Source organism: Bacillus sp. FSL R5-0576 (genome assembly GCF_038004765.1).
GTDB lineage: Bacteria > Bacillota > Bacilli > Bacillales > Bacillaceae > Bacillus > Bacillus subtilis.
On the sequence record NZ_JBBORU010000001.1, the window covers coordinates 627,991 to 643,297 of the forward strand.

Annotated in this window: 19 protein-coding genes and 2 pseudogenes; 16 read left to right on the forward strand and 5 right to left on the reverse strand. The window is 42.3% G+C overall.

Annotated elements, in window-relative coordinates; genetic code table 11:
• Nucleotides 1–329 precede the first annotated feature (329 nt).
• From NX903_RS03180 to NX903_RS03200, 5 genes and pseudogenes are all read right to left on the reverse strand, one after another.
• The gene (locus NX903_RS03180; protein ID WP_072175460.1) at nucleotides 330–527 is read right to left on the reverse strand and encodes a hypothetical protein; all 198 of its coding nucleotides are present in this window, start codon (nucleotides 525–527) and stop codon (nucleotides 330–332) included.
• Complete coding sequence (locus NX903_RS03185; RefSeq protein WP_134983395.1) at nucleotides 517–1,644, reverse strand: Rap family tetratricopeptide repeat protein; 1,128 nt, start codon at nucleotides 1,642–1,644, stop codon at nucleotides 517–519. The genes NX903_RS03180 and NX903_RS03185 overlap by 11 nt, the downstream gene beginning before the upstream one ends.
• Nucleotides 1,645–1,834: 190 nt before the next feature.
• Nucleotides 1,835–2,138 (reverse strand): annotated as a pseudogene (locus NX903_RS03190) (hypothetical protein).
• Nucleotides 2,139–2,222: 84 nt separating this feature from the next.
• The gene (locus NX903_RS03195) at nucleotides 2,223–2,618 is read right to left on the reverse strand and encodes an immunity 22 family protein (protein ID WP_042978001.1); all 396 of its coding nucleotides are present in this window, start codon (nucleotides 2,616–2,618) and stop codon (nucleotides 2,223–2,225) included.
• A gap of 12 nt (nucleotides 2,619–2,630) precedes the next feature.
• Nucleotides 2,631–4,517 (reverse strand): ribonuclease YeeF family protein, encoded by a 1,887-nt coding sequence (locus NX903_RS03200; protein ID WP_114523761.1) that lies wholly within the window; start codon nucleotides 4,515–4,517, stop codon nucleotides 2,631–2,633.
• Between the two features lie 166 nt (nucleotides 4,518–4,683).
• On the opposite strand from NX903_RS03200, the gene NX903_RS03205 reads away from it, so the two are divergent.
• From NX903_RS03205 to NX903_RS03280, 16 genes and pseudogenes are all read left to right on the forward strand, one after another.
• Entirely contained in the window at nucleotides 4,684–5,022 is a 339-nt protein-coding gene (locus NX903_RS03205) for a hypothetical protein (protein ID WP_144486819.1), read from the forward strand.
• A gap of 12 nt (nucleotides 5,023–5,034) precedes the next feature.
• On the forward strand, nucleotides 5,035–5,955 hold the full coding sequence (locus tag NX903_RS03210; protein WP_134983540.1) for a DUF5655 domain-containing protein: 921 nt from the start codon (nucleotides 5,035–5,037) through the stop codon (nucleotides 5,953–5,955).
• A gap of 150 nt (nucleotides 5,956–6,105) precedes the next feature.
• Complete coding sequence (locus NX903_RS03215) at nucleotides 6,106–7,068, forward strand: hypothetical protein (RefSeq protein WP_250635017.1); 963 nt, start codon at nucleotides 6,106–6,108, stop codon at nucleotides 7,066–7,068.
• A gap of 142 nt (nucleotides 7,069–7,210) precedes the next feature.
• Nucleotides 7,211–8,053: a hypothetical protein gene (locus NX903_RS03220; protein WP_251107063.1), complete on the forward strand. Its 843-nt coding sequence runs from the start codon at nucleotides 7,211–7,213 to the stop codon at nucleotides 8,051–8,053.
• A 164-nt stretch (nucleotides 8,054–8,217) separates the two neighbouring features.
• Nucleotides 8,218–9,348 carry a response regulator aspartate phosphatase RapH gene (gene rapH / locus NX903_RS03225; RefSeq protein WP_015715464.1) on the forward strand — a complete coding sequence of 377 codons (1,131 nt, stop codon included), beginning with the start codon at nucleotides 8,218–8,220 and terminating at the stop codon, nucleotides 9,346–9,348.
• Nucleotides 9,338–9,511 carry a phosphatase RapH inhibitor PhrH gene (gene phrH, locus NX903_RS03230; RefSeq protein WP_024571797.1) on the forward strand — a complete coding sequence of 58 codons (174 nt, stop codon included), beginning with the start codon at nucleotides 9,338–9,340 and terminating at the stop codon, nucleotides 9,509–9,511. Before rapH ends, phrH begins: the two co-directional genes overlap by 11 nt.
• Before the next feature lie 159 nt (nucleotides 9,512–9,670).
• Nucleotides 9,671–10,390: a YebC/PmpR family DNA-binding transcriptional regulator gene (locus NX903_RS03235; protein WP_003242611.1), complete on the forward strand. Its 720-nt coding sequence runs from the start codon at nucleotides 9,671–9,673 to the stop codon at nucleotides 10,388–10,390.
• Nucleotides 10,391–10,523: 133 nt separating this feature from the next.
• Nucleotides 10,524–10,928, forward strand: coding sequence for a spore coat protein YeeK (gene yeeK / locus NX903_RS03240; protein ID WP_144486825.1), 405 nt, complete (start codon nucleotides 10,524–10,526; stop codon nucleotides 10,926–10,928).
• Nucleotides 10,929–11,042: 114 nt separating this feature from the next.
• Complete coding sequence (locus NX903_RS03245; protein WP_086343543.1) at nucleotides 11,043–11,627, forward strand: TetR/AcrR family transcriptional regulator; 585 nt, start codon at nucleotides 11,043–11,045, stop codon at nucleotides 11,625–11,627.
• A 78-nt stretch (nucleotides 11,628–11,705) separates the two neighbouring features.
• Nucleotides 11,706–12,149, forward strand: a complete 444-nt coding sequence (locus NX903_RS03250; protein WP_086343544.1) for a nuclear transport factor 2 family protein — start codon at nucleotides 11,706–11,708, stop codon at nucleotides 12,147–12,149.
• Nucleotides 12,146–12,994: an NmrA family NAD(P)-binding protein gene (locus tag NX903_RS03255; protein WP_144486827.1), complete on the forward strand. Its 849-nt coding sequence runs from the start codon at nucleotides 12,146–12,148 to the stop codon at nucleotides 12,992–12,994. The genes NX903_RS03250 and NX903_RS03255 overlap by 4 nt, the downstream gene beginning before the upstream one ends.
• A 146-nt stretch (nucleotides 12,995–13,140) precedes the next feature.
• The gene (gene cotJA, locus NX903_RS03260; protein WP_003219489.1) at nucleotides 13,141–13,389 is read left to right on the forward strand and encodes a spore coat-associated protein CotJA; all 249 of its coding nucleotides are present in this window, start codon (nucleotides 13,141–13,143) and stop codon (nucleotides 13,387–13,389) included.
• The gene (gene cotJB, locus NX903_RS03265) at nucleotides 13,373–13,636 is read left to right on the forward strand and encodes a spore coat protein CotJB (protein WP_003219491.1); all 264 of its coding nucleotides are present in this window, start codon (nucleotides 13,373–13,375) and stop codon (nucleotides 13,634–13,636) included. Before cotJA ends, cotJB begins: the two co-directional genes overlap by 17 nt.
• A 14-nt stretch (nucleotides 13,637–13,650) precedes the next feature.
• Nucleotides 13,651–14,220 carry a spore coat protein CotJC gene (gene cotJC / locus NX903_RS03270; protein WP_003233850.1) on the forward strand — a complete coding sequence of 190 codons (570 nt, stop codon included), beginning with the start codon at nucleotides 13,651–13,653 and terminating at the stop codon, nucleotides 14,218–14,220.
• A gap of 124 nt (nucleotides 14,221–14,344) precedes the next feature.
• A complete protein-coding gene (locus tag NX903_RS03275) occupies nucleotides 14,345–14,887 on the forward strand; it encodes a GNAT family N-acetyltransferase (protein ID WP_014479097.1) in 543 nt (180 codons plus the stop codon).
• A 22-nt stretch (nucleotides 14,888–14,909) separates the two neighbouring features.
• Nucleotides 14,910–15,213 (forward strand): annotated as a pseudogene (locus NX903_RS03280) (YesK-like family protein).
• Nucleotides 15,214–15,307: the final 94 nt, after the last annotated feature.

Genomic DNA, 15,307 nt, shown 5'->3' on the forward strand with positions numbered 1-15,307 from the left:
CAGAAGTCTATCAACATCTTGAACACGGTTAGGATCAATATATTTACTCTTCTTTAGAAGCTTGTCCATGTCGGTTAATAACAGAGACAAATCATTTAGATTGTCTTGTTGTTCTTCGAATTCAACAGAAAGTACATTTGTTTGACCGTAGCTATTTATTTTTTCTTAGAGGTTTACAATTTCTCTTAATTGGTTTTACATTACTTCCACCTATCTTGTTTTTTTATGCTTTTGTTTGGTCTGCATATGAAAGTTTGAACATAAACATTCTATCACCTTGTCACCTATCTCTTCAGAAAAAGAGACACAGCCTAAGCTGCGTCTTGTCCTTAATCAAGCGTTCCGTTTTCTGCAATCGTCATTTCCTTGTCAAAGATGGCTTTGTCTGCTAGGGAGTTCGTTGAATCGTTTGCAGCTTTGCTTGTCATGTTTCTGGATGCTACGTTTACTTCATTTCCCAAGGAAGAACTGATAAAGCTTACACCGATCAAAGCAATTACAGCGCACAAAGTCAGTTTAAATTTCATACAAACAATCCCCTCTCTGAATTTGTTTGCGGGCATGAACCATCTTTTTGAAACAGATAACAGAATCATCCATCTGCCCAATTTCAGTATAAAACTTTGCGGCTAATAATGCCAACTCTTCCATATAAGGATATCCTTGGGATGTCTCTAATTTGTTGAAAACATTTAATAAAATGGACGCTTCTCCTTTTTTGATAAACAGCGCCTGCAATCCTTCAAACATAATTTTAAATAGATTATCGTCGAATTTACATGCGAAGCGTACGCCTTTTCTGAAACAATCCATTGCCTGGTCTTGTTTATGTTGAAGAAAATAAATTAAGGCTAAATCGTGGTAAGCTTGTGTCAAGTTGTTGAAATTTGATTTTTTGAATTGGAGAATCGATTTCTCCATGTATTTTGCTGCTTTCGTCAATTCGCCCATTTTAAGATAACAATTTCCGATATTGAATAAAGCTTGGCCGTAAATCCGCTTGTTTTTGCTTTCAAGAAGCCGTGCGCCTTTTAGTGCCTGTTCAAGGTGAGGGAGCGCCTTTTCATGACTTTCTAAATCGTCGTAGTTTCCTGCGATCACAAAATGGCATTGTATGCGGCGGACTGAGTAAAGGTCGTGTGTTTTATAGATGTTATACGCCTGAGAAGAATAGTGCATGGATACGTGGGTTTGTTTCATATGATAAAACACTTCAGCCATTTTAAAATAAAATTCCGCCCGCTCAATTTCATCTGAAATATAGGGAATGGTGTTTTCCGCTTTTTGATAGAATGTAATGGCACTTAAGAAATTGCCCTCTTTGAATTCATACATCCCTTGAAAAAAGTAATAGTAGTATTCAACGAGTTTCTCCATCTTCCTGTTGCTGCCTTCAATTCTCTTTAAATATTCTGATAACTCCATTTGGTTTCCTTCAGATGGAATCACATAGTCAATCATAAGCTGATGGCGAAATGCAATGAGCTGATAGTAAATCAAGAGGTCTTGGTCTTCTTCCATGATGTCAATGTCCCGTTCGATCTCAGCTTTAAGCATTTCAGCATCTGTCACATTAAACTTTTGAATATGCCGGTTCCACTCATTAATTTTCATCCCAACGTGCGGAGACGAAATCGTGCCCAAACTTCTCACCCTTCCTCTTCTCACTAATTATGTAAATTTTATCAATACAGAAATTTAATAGGAAGGGGTTGAGAGACCGCAAAAAAAGTTTTCGGTGCTGTCCGCAAAAGGGAGTTTGGGTGTTTTGGTGTTATATTTGGTTTTGTGTGGGTTAGTGCAATCTCAATTTTTGAATTTTAGATTGCGGTGATTATGACTTACCAGTTTCATCATACTTTTTAAGAGCTTTTCAGTTTTATGTATTTCTCTGAGCATGGGATTCATGTAGTCGCTAGCTGATTCTAGGTATGCTCTTGTCAAAGTGTCTAGTTTATTTCTAACTTTAGAGAGGTCTTCTTCGAATTGTTCCTCTGTTGAATGTTTGATAAATTCTTTTGCCTCTTCATATCTTTTTAATATGTTTTTCACCATTGGAGTTGGATTCTTTTGATTTATTGTTTTTATTACAGTGATTGTTAAATTATTTGTTTTATTAATTCTTTTCTTACTGTCAAGGTGATGCTCCTTTTATAAAGTGAGATGAGATAAAAATAAAGCCCTCAAGTAAGAGGGCTTCATATTTATTTAGAATTTTTTACTTAAACATAGGGTACTGCACCAATAAATTTAAATGAATAGTTTTTATCGTTTATTTCTTTCTCCCTGCCGTCATATTCAAAATTATATAAAAGAACAGCAGCATTGATGTGTTCAGGAATTGCGGTACCTACTATGTTCTCAAATCGAGGTAAGATGACACTATCGTACGAACAGCCGCCAATTAGTTCAGATAAATTATTGCAATTTTTTTCATGTGCAACTTTTTCTATAAAATCTTCATCTAATTCATCGATATCTATATCAAAATCAATTAAAAATTGGGAAGGGAGAAAATCACCTTCATCCTCATTGTAATCTAATTCAACATATTTACTTAATGATTCATCATCATTTATACTTCCAATCCACAATGATACGAAATTTTGACGTTCCATATTAACCTCCCATTATTTAGTCCTTAATCCTTCTGGCAGTGCTGCCGCTCCACCTTTTAGCCTATAGTTCGCCCAATTATTTAATCTTCGGACAAACATATTATAGTTTAAGGATGAATCAATAATTCCTAGCAATTCATTATGAGCAGCGGTTGAACCCAATCCTCCGTGTTTACCAACTGGATTCACAAACTCGACTTTGTTTATGGCAGTTCTTAAATCTCTAATTTGTTCAGCTGTAACTCCCCAATGTTTGAAAGTAGGGGCCCTAGAAACTAAATGCCATTCGTGCATGCCGCCGGGTGCTCTCAATTGTCTTTCAATTGCTCTTCTAACTTTCTTATCTGTCCAAAGCTCATCAAGTTGCTTCGTTGTTAATGAGTTGAACCAATTATTAAATTCACCACTTTTTACTGTAGGAATTATTGTTTTTCTAGGTTTCTTTATGTTCTGTGTTTTTCTTTCAGTTTTTTGCAATGCATTTGATTTCTGTTCTTCAATTTCTTTTTTCAGAAGCGATGTATTCTTTACATTATGCGTATTCTCAATATCCTGAGCAATCCCTGCAAAAGCGACTTGATTTTTACCTTTTAAAGCACTGCTGAAATCTTTTGTTTTCTGGATTCCTGTCTTTACATGTTTAGTAGTAGCTTTTTCTCCAGCTTCAAGCACTTTATCGACTTTGGCAGCACCTGCTTTACCAAGTTTACTTGTTACTTTCACAACAGAGCCAGCACCTTTTAGTCCGACGAGGCTCCCGACCACATAGGTAATATAATGAGATCGTGAGTATGCATCACCGTTAACCATTTTATCATTCCATGAATCTGCTATGTTTGTCCATATGATTTTTGCATAGGAAGGTGTCTTCAATACAGTTGAAATTGTTTTGGCTAATTTTTGTTCTTCGGAGAGCTGGGAAAACTCCCACGCTCCGACAGCTAAATCTTTAACACCAGTCACAGTATCCTTAGCGACATCGTAGAGACCGACTCCAACTCCTTTCAGAACTTCCCATGTGGTTTCACCAACTTCTTCGAGCTGTTTTGCTTGCTCAAGCTGCACCACATACTGTAACTGTGCAGGCTCAAGGTTCTCATACCCAATCTTCTTCGCAATTTCTAAATATTCATCAGGGTCAGATACCCCATCCGCAAGCTTTTTCTTCAGTTTTTCAATCTCGCGTTCCTTCGCTTCCTCTTTTTTAATCTTCAAGTAAGCCTCAGTCCGCTTTTCAATGTCGCCTTTTTTCTTATGTATGTCGCTCTCACGGTAAGCCTTGGCGTTGTAGTGGATGGGTGTGGCGTTTTTGCCTTTGCCCGTTGCTTCTTGGAGCTTTTGGAAGTCGGATTTGATGAATTGTTCGTTTGGTTCAGACAGGGCGTATTCTGTTTTCAGGTCTTCGTCCAAGGCGTCCAATTTTTCCAGTGTTTTTTTGCGTTTGTCGTTGGCATCGGCCAGCTCGTCTTTGAAGGTTTCGGTTGAAAACAGGTCGAGCGGGAGGATGTCGTCGATATCGTTTAAGATGTCTTTCATCGCTTTTTTCTGTTCGGACATGATAGATTTTGATTTTTTATTTGCATTTGCCAGTTCGTGCTCCAGAAAGGATTCTTCGATGTATGCGTCTGAGAGGCCTTTGTCCTCGGCGGCTCCGGCGATGCTGTTGAAAAATGCGATTTTCATATCGATGTAGTCGATCCACTGGTCGGTGACGCCGACGTGGTCGTGATAGAAGGCTTTGATGTTGCTGGCGCCTTTTCCTGAAAATTCGCTGTCACTGAGATCAGCGACGCTTTTTAACGCTTTTCTCAAATTTACCATTTGCGTTCTTAGTTCTTTGTACTCTTTTGCACGGTCTGTCGCTTCCGAAAGCAGTGTTTTCGCTTCAAATACTTTCATGACCATTTCCCTTCTTTTGTTCACTCAATATCAAAATTTTACCACGGGGCGGGATGAGGGTGGGGGTGAGAACGTGTTTTGGTGGAAAAATGAGTCATTTGGCATGTGTCTAAGTGCATGGTTTTGATAAGATGATGATAGATCAATAAAAAGGGGAAGAGCTCATTTGGGTAAAGATTTCTTAATCATAAAGATCAAGGATATTCAAAAAGGCGACACGCTAACGAACCGCGCTTGCGGGAACTGGGATATGAAATTGTCCAGAGCAAAGGAATGTAAACGGGCAATTGTTGTTCGGAGCGGTGTGATTTTAAATGTTTACAAGATCGTTGACGCTTGGGAATCTGAAGAACCCGCCAAGATCACTAAAACGAATAATAGAGTCCGGTTTCAATTGGCAGAGTGCCGTGACTATTCTTATTTAATTGGAAGTACACTGAAAACAAAAACGCAAAATCCGGTTTCGAGTCTATCCTTAGAAACCTTAATGGAACTAGTAAAATAAAAGGAGCCCAGCATGTATCTCTATAAAGTAAACAACCAAAATCAGCTAGAAGATATTCGCGAGAAACCGTTTAAAAAAGAAAAAGAGATTCAGGATTTATTTGAGACCAATCTTCAGCAAATGTTGGGGCTCAGTTTTGTGAAATCTGAATTCAGGATTAGCAATTTCCGCATTGATACGTTAGCGTTTGATGCTGAGACGAAATCTTTTGTGATTATCGAGTATAAAAATACGAAGAACTTCAGTGTTGTTGACCAGGGCTACGCCTATTTAGCGGCAATGCTCAATCATAAAGCTGATTTCATTCTTGAGTACAATGAGAATCATGATCGTCCGTTAAAGCGGGATGATGTGGATTGGTCGCAGTCGAAGGTCATTTTTATTTCACCTGTTTTTACGGTGTATCAAAAGCAATCCATCCATTTTAAAGACCTGCCAATTGAATTATGGGAGATTAAAAGGTACGAAAATGATCTGATCCAGTTGAATCAAATGAAGGCTGATGGCGTCTCCGAGTCGATTAAGACCATTTCGCAGCAAAGTGAGACCATTCAAGAGGTCAGCAAAGAAATTAAAGTGTTTTCTGAAGAGGATCATCTTGCAGATAAACCGTTTGACATCATAGAGCTTTATCAGCAGCTAAAGGAATTCATTTTTAATTTGGACGATCATATTTCAATCAAACCGACAAAGCTTTATATTGCGTTTACATCAAATAAGCGAAATTTCACTGACATTCTTCTTTTAAAAAGCGGACTTAAGCTGTGGGTGAATATGAAAAAGGGAGAATTGCATGATCCCGAGAAGAGAATGCGCGATGTCTCTAAGACCGGCCACTGGGGAAATGGCGACTATGAGATTTTCATAAAAGATGACGAAAACATAGAATATATCATGGGATTGATCAAACAATCCTATGAGAAAAATAAGTGAGAACTTCCATGGAGAAGTTCTTTTTTTTATTGGATTACAAGGGATATGTACAGGGCATGTTGAAAACGATATAGAGTTTTTAACCATTTACTGGGAGTTTCTTGTGTGAAAAAGCGTTTTATACTATTGGGCTTGTTCGCAAGTGTTTTTATGTTGACTGTGTATATTTCCATTCAAAATAAAAATACGCATCCTGTCCAATCTTCCACCATCCACCCCGAAGAAGACCGCATCTTTTTTATCTACTCCAATCCTTTCATAAAAGAAAGCACGCTGCTTTCAACCTCTACAGGCGAACGGTTTAACAGGCGCACGTTTAAGGTGGCGGATGTTCCTTATATTCAAATGAAGTCATACAAATCCACAGACCTTGTATTATTGGCGGAACACGAGCCTTTTTACTACACGCTGGAGAAGGATGTGATCAAAGAGCATCCGCTGTCAGATCCATTTGCGTTTTGGTATGAGGGGAAGGATGTGTCTGTTAAGGCCTATAATGTTGATACGACGGGAAATGAGATCCACATAAACGACAGAAAAACGAAAAAGGAATATACCCTTACCTTGCCTTCGCTTGTCACGATGGGGGCCAGTGATGAGAACTATATTTATATCATTCAAAGCATGTCTATTTACGTGATTGACAGAAAAACAGAGGAAATGATTGAGACCCTGAGCTTAGCCTCATACGCTGATCAATTCGCAGACTCGAAGGAATTTATTGTTGCGAGCTCGGAGCATGAATTGACTGTGATTGAAAAAGGGACATGGAAAACGACATATATTCCGTATCCTGATGATCTTGAATACGCTGATACCGTATACTATGACAAAGAAAGCGGAAGTTTTTACGTTACGTACGAAGACAAAGAGGGTGAGGCGAACTTGCTGGAGTATGGGAAGGAATTTTCTTTTCATACATATAGTTTGAATTTCCCTTATATGGAAGCGAAGTTTAAGGGGAATCTATTGTATATAGTTGCCCAGGAAGAGCATAAAAAGGGCATCGGCGGATACGTGGGTGTGTTTGATATCCATTCTAAGGAGATGCTTTATCAGTTTGATTTGCCTGAGGAACAGGTGAAGGTTCAGGATTTTGTTGTGGTTGATTAAAGTGAAAGCTCTTAGCGTCTTTTTCTTTTTTGTTCAAGAGTTGATCTTTGCTGATAACAGTGTCGAAATTCTATGAAACTTTCATTCAAAGTACGCGTATATGAACCAAAAGGAGGACGATGAAGCAATGGGTGGTTCATATTTGAGTGATTTGTGTTCAATGTATCAAAAAGATAAGTTCTTTACCGGATTTGTCCCTGAGGAGCTTTTGACATATGCGTGTGAGTTATTCCCGTTATCGAAGAAAGAAACGGTGACGGCCTTACTGAATTGTTCCATGGGAAGTAAAGCGAAAAGCTTTGTTATGTTTACGAGTAAGGGATTGTACTGGAAGAGATTTGGAGAACAAGAGGGATGTGTGACTTGGGGAGCATTCACTGATATCCAATCGATTAAATCGATGGATGATTATGAGATTTGGTTTGATGGAGTAGAGGTTTTTGATGTCGGCTTCAGTTCATATCCTGCGGATCTGTTGGCAGAGCTGTTGAGGATAATTCAGCAATTTCTTAGTGAAAATGACTTGGATTTGCTTACGGAACCCCAGATAGATCATGTATCTGTTTCTGCCAGTGAATTGAGGGAAATCAGTATTTTGTTTCAGAACAGCCATGACAAGATGTTCGGTTTGACCAATGGGCTACTGGTCGGTAACGAGATTTCTGAAAAGAGAGAGGTACGATTGAGAAAACGGCTGCATATTCCTAAGGATCAGGAGATGATCTCCTTCTGGAGTACTTTTCCCGTGAAGCAAACAGATGGCATCACATTAACAGACAAAGGGATTTATTTTTCAGATCCTTTTCTCAGGTTATTTTATCCTTGGCATGTGTTTAAGGAAACGCCTGTAATGTTAAAAGATCAGGAGTTAATTGTGGGGAAAAAGAATGTCATTCAATTGCTGGAAAACCTGATGCCTGCTAAGGACGTATTTGCTTTTTTAGAACAAGTAAAACGAAGAATCAGCGCTGTTACGAGCTGGTGAATACGTATTTGAAATAAGATTGACATGGGACCCTTGCATAAAGGGTTCTTTTTTATGAAAAAAACAAATTGACAGGATGAAAAAACAATTTCTTCCTTCTGTATTGTTTTCAAAATTTGGGATTGATAGAATATGACATATCTCATAGAGAAGGAGGGAAGCCGTTGAGTCAAGCCATACCGTCTTCGCGTGTAGGTGTTAAGATTAATGAATGGTATAAAATGATTCGCCAGTTCAGTGTTCCGGATGCTGAGATTCTGAAAGCGGAGGTGGAGCAGGACATTCAGCAAATGGAAGAAGACCAGGATTTGCTGATCTATTATTCTCTGATGTGTTTTCGGCACCAGCTGATGCTTGATTATTTGGAGCCGGGACAAACATACGGGAATCGCCCTACAGTGACAGAGCTTCTTGAAACGATTGAGACCCCTCAGAAAAAACTCACAGGCCTTTTGAAATACTACTCTTTGTTTTTCCGCGGCATGTATGAATTTGACCAAAAAGAATATGTGGAAGCGATCGGATATTATCGCGAGGCGGAGAAAGAACTGCCGTTTGTGTCAGATGATATTGAGAAAGCCGAATTCCATTTTAAAGTGGCAGAAGCGTATTATCACATGAAGCAAACCCATGTGTCGATGCATCATATTCTTCAAGCCTTGGACATTTATCAAAACCATCCTCTATACAGCATTAGAACGATACAAAGCTTGTTTGTGATCGCCGGCAACTATGATGATTTCAAACATTATGATAAAGCGCTCCCGCATTTAGAGGCGGCGCTGGAATTGGCAATGGACATTCAAAATGACAGGTTTATCGCCATTTCTCTATTGAACATTGCAAACAGCTATGACAGATCAGGAGACGATCAGATGGCTGTAGAACATTTCCAAAAAGCGGCGAAAGTAAGCAGAGAGAAAGTGCCTGATCTGCTTCCGAAAGTCTTGTTTGGATTAAGCTGGACATTATGTAAAGCGGGCCAAACACAGAAGGCGTTTCAGTTCATAGAGGAAGGATTAGACCATATCACAGCACGTTCTCACAAATTTTATAAAGAATTGTTTCTGTTCTTGCAGGCCGTGTACAAGGAGACTGTTGATGAACGAAAAATTCATGATCTTTTAAGCTATTTCGAAAAAAAGAACCTGCACGCTTACATTGAAGCATGTGCCCGGAGTGCTGCCGCTGTTTTTGAAAGCAGCTGTCACTTTGAACAAGCCGCTGCGTTTTATCGGAAAGTGCTGAAAGCCCAAGAAGATATTCTAAAAGGAGAGTGTTTATATGCCTATTAAGAAAAAAGTGATGATGTGCCTGGCTGTTACTCTATTATTGGGAAGCATGTCGTTTCCAACCCTGACAAACTCCGGCGGATTTAAGGAATCAACAGATCGAAATACGACGTATATCGATCATTCCCCTTACAAACTCAGTGATCAGAAGAAAGCCCTTAGCTAGGGCTTTTTCTTGCTTTACGGAAGACGTTCCATTTTCCACATCGCGGCATTCCTTCTATTTCTAACGCAAGACACTCGAAACAACCAAACCATTTGAGGTATAATGGATAAAGTGAATAACAGTATTTAGATTGATATATATGAAAGAGAGTGGAACATCATGGGCCGTAAGTGGAACAATATTAAAGAGAAGAAGGCGTCTAAGGACGCAAATACGAGTCGGATTTATGCGAAGTTTGGCCGTGAGATTTATGTGGCGGCGAAACAGGGCGAGCCTGATCCGGAATCCAACCAGGCACTGAAGGTTGTGCTTGAGCGTGCGAAGACTTACAGCGTGCCGAAAAACATCATTGAACGTGCGATCGAGAAGGCGAAGGGCGGAGCGGAAGAGAATTACGATGAGCTTCGTTATGAGGGCTTCGGGCCGAACGGATCAATGATTATCGTTGATGCGCTGACGAATAATGTAAACCGTACGGCGCCGGAAGTGCGTGCGGCGTTCGGGAAAAACGGCGGAAACATGGGTGTGAGCGGATCTGTTGCTTACATGTTTGACGCGACGGCTGTAATCGGTGTGGAAGGCAAAACGGCTGACGAAGCGCTTGAAATCCTGATGGAAGCGGATGTTGATGTACGTGACATTTTAGAAGAGGATGACAGCGCGATCGTGTATGCCGAGCCTGATCAATTCCATGCGGTGCAAGAGGCGTTTAAAAACGCGGGTGTCGAGGAATTTACAGTAGCGGAGCTGACAATGCTTGCGCAAAGTGAAGTAACGCTTCCGGATGATGCAAAGGAACAGTTTGAAAAATTGATTGATGCATTAGAAGATTTGGAAGATGTTCAGCAGGTATATCATAACGTTGATTTAGGTGAGTAAGGAGTGAGCAGGCTGTTATGGCCTGCTTTTTTTGTCCCGGAAATTGTTTTAGCTGTATGTAGGCGGCCGCCTATACGATCTATAAGATATTCTCATACTCTGGACTGTAACCTATGTGAAGGAGAGAGTGAATATGACTGATACAAGACATATGTATGGCGGACCTGGTTTTGGTCATTATCAGGGCTTTGGTATTGGCCACCCGGGCTATGGCATGCAAAGCACAGGCTATCCGGGCTATGGCATGTATGGAGGCCACCCGGGCTATGGCATGCAAGGCTACCCAGATCACGGCATACATGGAGGAGTCGGCGGCTATCCGGGATATGGTGGGTACGGCGGTTACCCAAGCGGCGGCTATGGAGGCTCTCCGGGAGCTGGAAGCTATCCGAACATGCACCATGAAAATGATGGCCATCACCACTATTATCACCATCATCACCATGTTGGAAAGGATAATCATCACCACCATCATGATGGTCATTATGGCCACCATCACCACCATATGGGCCACTGGGGAAAAGACGGTTATAAATAAAGAAGATGATGATAAAAAGAGGACACTCTTGCAGATCAAGAGTGTTTTTTTAGCTTTTTTCTTGACTATTCAGTCTGGAAACTGGTAACATTTGTTTCAGGAGGTGATAGTCTTTTGGGGAGGAATAAAGAATTTGATACGGCGCTTGTTCTTCACAGGGCGATAGAGGTTTTTGGAGAGTATGGCTACGAAGGAACGTCTCTTCAGGATCTGCTCTCTCATTTAGGCATTGCGCGCCAAAGTTTGTATGATACGTATGGCACGAAGCGTGATTTGTTTTTGTCCGCTGTGAAAACGTATCTTGAAGGGAAAAACACTGCCGTTATGGAAAGGCTTGAAGCGCCAGGATCTGTAAAGGAAGCCATTCGTAATATTTTTCAAGAGGGTGTCAATGCTTTGAGGGATCCTGAACGGGCGAAGGCGTGCTATATCATTAACAGCGCGATTGAACAGATTCCGCATGACCCTGAGCTTGCCCGGTATTTTGACAGACAATCCAAGCAGCTTGAGGAAGCTTTTTATCAGGCGCTTTTAAGGGCGAAGGATCAAGGAGAATTGAATGGCGAAGATACTGATATATCTGCGCTTGCCCGGTACCTGAATCAAAGCAGGCTGTCTCTGACATTTGTTGCGAAAGTGACGTCTGATATAGATCGGCTTCAGGACCATGTTGACGTGAGTTTATCAGTGCTTGATTAACATGTGGTAAAGGATTCTTTGCCCATGTATGTACTTTTTGGACTGAATAGTCTAGAAATAAAAATGAGGTGATGATGAATGTTGATGAATGAGTTTGAAAAAGCATGTGAAACATTGAGAAAGTTTATGGCTTATATGCTTGAGAAGGACATGAAGAGCTGGACGGAGCTTTGGGATGAGAATGCTGTATTTGAGTTTCCTTATGCGCCGGAGGGATCACCAAAAAGAATAGAAGGAAAAGCGGCCATTTACGATTATATTAAGGATTATCCTAAGCAGATCCATCTTTCTTCATTTACCGCTCCGACAGTGTACCGTTCAGCAGATACGAATACGGTGATTGCGGAGTTTCAATGTGACGGCCATGTGATTGAGACTGGACTGCCTTATCGCCAAAGCTATATCAGTGTCATCGAAACGAGAGACGGCCGTATTGTGCGATATAGGGATTATTGGAATCCGCTTGTTGTAAAAGAGGCCTTTGGAGGATCATTTTTGCAAACAGAGGAGAGTGGGAAATGATGAAACAGAATCCGATTTTAATCACGGGCGGGACCGGCACAGTCGGCAGCCGAATCGCCAGCCGTTTAATAAAGCTGGGACACAGGGTGCGTATTGCGAGCCGGAAAAAGGGCGCGCTTGCTGATGCTGAGTATGTGTATTTTAATTGGAAGGACGCCTCCAGTTTTACGCCTGCTCTGGAACAGGTAAAACAGATCTATCTTGTTGCTCCGGTCGGTGTATTTGATCCGGCTCCCTATGTGCTCCCCTTTTTAAAGGAGGCAAAGCGTCTCGGTGCAAAGCGTGTAGTGATGCTAAGTGCGTCTGTTGTTCCTGAGAATGGCCCCGTGTTTGGCGCGATTCATCAGGCAGTGCGCGAATTTCCCGAATGGACGGTGCTGCGGCCTTCATACTTTATGCAAAATTTCATCAATGTCCAGCATCGAATGTCGATTCAAACTGAGGGGCGCATCATCACGGCTTCGGGTGAGGGAAAGCTAGGATTCATTGATGCTGATGACATTGCAGAAACAGCCGTGCGTGCTTTGACTGATGCCGTCCCTCATCAGACACATCATATCCTGACAGGACCTGAGGCGCTGAGCTATGCCGAAGCGGCAGAGATTATCGGTACAGCGGCGGGACGCCGGGTGGAGCATGTCATCATTTCTCGTTCCGAGCTGCAGAATCGGATGGAAGCAGCTGGTTTGCCGGCTGATTATGCGGGATTTATGGCGGGGCTTGATGAGGCAATCAGCCATGGTGCGGAACATCGGGTAACGGATACAGTGAAGCGTGTGACGGGAAAAGACCCTCGTTCGCTATCAGAGTTTGCGGCTGCTCATGCTGTGTATTGGAAACACTGATCTCATTTTGGACTAAGTAGTCTAGAAAGACCTTCGGCGCTTCCGAAGGTCTTCTTATTGAAAAAGCTAAGTCGTGTTTCAGTCATAATCATGCCTCCTGCCTCATACCTATTAAGGTCATTGTTTTTGAGAAAGGAGGAGCCGGAATGAAGGATATGCAGCCGTTTACGCCTGTCAAATCATATACGCCCTTTCACAGCCGTTTTGATCCCTGTCCGCCCATAGGGAAGAAATATTACAGAACGCCCCCTAACCTTTATATGACCTTTCAGCCTGAGCATATGGAGCAGTTTTCGCCGATGGAGGCTTTGAGAAAAGGCACCCTTTGGAAGGATCTCTATGATTTTTATGAAAACCCTTATCGAGGGGGAGACGCACATGGCAAAAAAGGTTGATGCCGAATATTATCGTCAGCTAGAGCAAATACAGGCTGCTGATTTTGTGCTTGTTGAGCTGAGTCTTTATTTGAATACACATCCTCATGATGAAGATGCGCTGAAGCAATTCAATCAATATTCCGGCTATTCAAGGCACTTAAAAAGACAGTTCGAATCCTCTTACGGACCGCTTCTGCAGTTCGGCAACAGCCCCGCGGGCAAGGATTGGGATTGGGGAAAAGGGCCATGGCCGTGGCAAGTATAAGGAGGAATGCCTGAATGTGGGTGTATGAAAAGAAGCTGCAATACCCTGTCAAGGTCAGTACGTGCAACCCGACGCTGGCGAAGTATTTGATTGAGCAGTATGGCGGAGCGGACGGCGAGCTGGCCGCAGCTCTCCGGTATTTGAACCAGCGTTATACGATTCCTGATAAGGTCATCGGTCTTTTAACAGATATCGGCACGGAGGAGTTTGCCCATTTGGAAATGATTGCGACCATGGTCTATAAGTTAACGAAAGACGCCACACCGGAGCAACTGCGTGAAGCTGGGCTTGGCGATCATTACGTCAATCACGACAGCGCGCTTTTTTATCATAATGCGGCGGGCGTGCCGTTTACCGCGAGCTATATCCAAGCGAAGGGCGATCCGATTGCCGATTTATACGAAGATATTGCCGCAGAAGAAAAGGCGCGGGCGACGTATCAATGGCTGATTGATATTTCGGATGATCCTGATTTAAACGATTCCCTGCGTTTTTTGCGTGAGCGTGAAATCGTACACTCTATGCGCTTCAGAGAAGCGGTTGAAATTTTAAAAGAAGAACGGGATAAAAAGAAGATTTTCTAATAGGCAGATTGGCCTCTCTTTCATACACCCTTTTACATACAGAGAAAATGGTCTGTTTTTGCAGTTTGGTCTGCATTATAATCAAGGTGTGTGTGCAAGCTTACTTTTTGATTGGGAGGCCTTTATGTCAGCTTTTAAGATTGAGAACGAAACGATTGCAGATGGATTTTACGCGTGTCCGGCCGTCTATGAGGATGCAGAATCGATTACCGGGTTGCTCGTACGAACAGCTGAATGGCTCCGGGATCGGGGTTCTAACCAATGGAGCGGACTTCTGAAAGGGCAAGATATACATGATATCACGGGGTCAATTGAAAAGGGACATGTGTTTGTGTTTAAAAAAGATGAAGAGCTTGCGGCTGTCGTGATGCTGCTGCCTGAACCGAGCGAGTGGGACCGGACGCTTTGGGGAGACGATGGGCATGAGGAGTCCATTTATTTGCATCGCCTCGCAGTAAGCCGCCGGTTTGCGGGACAGGGGCTTGGAGCCCGCGTCCTTCAGTGGGCGGAGACGGGCATACACTTTCCGGAAAAAACGCGGATCCGGCTTGACTGTGTCGCTGATAGTGACGCCCTGCATTCCTTTTATCGGCGTATGGGATATGAATTCATGGGTGCTGATGCGTCCGGATATCATTTGTTTGAGAAAGAGATTACGGCAGAATAAGCGTCCTTTGCAGGGGGCTTTTTTGTCTTTTCTAAAAGGGAGGGCAGGCGATGTTGTGGCCAATATTATTTGTGACAGGGATCGTGACGGCTTGTCTGTTTGCTGGCGTATCCGTTTTGATGCGGATGAGATTTCCTGACAAAAGTCGGCCGGAATGGATGTAGGCCGGGCTGATCGTCCTTGGTGTGTTTCTGATCTGGTAGAGCCTCGTATATGCACGCGGCTGGGAAGGGGCTGCGCTCGGAATGCTTGGATTCAATGTCATTTTCGGAGCCATTGCCGGATATTTGATCGATAAGGCCATCCGGCGTTACTGGAAAAGATAAGGCTGCTGCTGTCTCTCATCATGTCGAAATTTTCACAGACCGGCAGGAATTTTCTTTCGAAAGGAGAAATACATATTACTTTAAAATGAAAGCG